General features: G+C 70.7%; 1 protein-coding gene. It reads left to right on the top strand.

Features of this window, described 5'->3' with window-relative positions:
• The coding region (locus tag GTW40_RS16170; RefSeq protein WP_161180893.1) for a glycoside hydrolase domain-containing protein at nt 1–844 on the top strand (844 nt) is incomplete at both ends.

Genomic DNA, 844 nt, shown 5'->3' with positions numbered 1-844 from the left:
GCGGCTGGCTGCCCAAGTGGGGCTACGGCACGGTCGAGACCAACATCATGACCGGCGACCCGGTGACCCCGTTCCTCACCAACGCCTACCAGCAGGGCCTGCTCAAGGGGTACGAGGAGCGGGCCTACAAGGCGCTGCGGAAGAACGCCGACGGTGTGCCCCCGGCCGGTTCCCCCGCCGTGGGCCGCGAGGCGAACGAGGAGTACATCGCCGACGGCTTCGCCCCCTACGTCAAGGGCCGCCCGCACGCCAAACCCGGCGACTCGGACTACGACCACGGCGCCTCGGCCACCCTGGAGTACGCCCTCTCCGACGCGATGCTCGCCCAGATGGCCCGGGACCTCGGGCACCACGCCGACGCCGTCCGCTACGCCGCCCGCGCCCAGAACTACCGCCGCGTCTTCGACGCCTCGACCGGCTTCTTCCGGGCCCGGGACGCCTCCGGCGCCTTCACCGGACCGGCCGACCCGGCGCAGAGCGAGGGCTTCCACGAGGGCACCTCGTGGCAGTACCAGTGGCTCGTCCCGCAGGACCTGCCCGGCATGGTGGACATGATCGGCGGCAAGCAGGCCGCCAACGACCGCCTCGACTCCTTCTTCGCCTACGCCGACCTGCTGAAGGACCCGGCGAAGACCGCGCGGGAGACCTGGGTGAACGGGCCGTACGCCTACTACAACGCGGACAAGTACAACCCGCAGAACGAGCCCGACCTCATCGCGCCCTACACCTACCTCTCCACCGGCCAGCCGTGGAAGACCACCGACGTGGTGCACGCGGCGCTGACCCTGTTCACGGACGGTCCGACCGGCATGACCGGCAACGACGACCTCGGCACGATGTCCGC

This window comes from Streptomyces sp. SID4985 (assembly GCF_009863025.1).
Lineage (GTDB): Bacteria > Actinomycetota > Actinomycetes > Streptomycetales > Streptomycetaceae > Streptomyces.
Note: the sequence above shows the minus strand (reverse complement) of the source record. Positions and strands in the feature narration are given on the sequence as shown.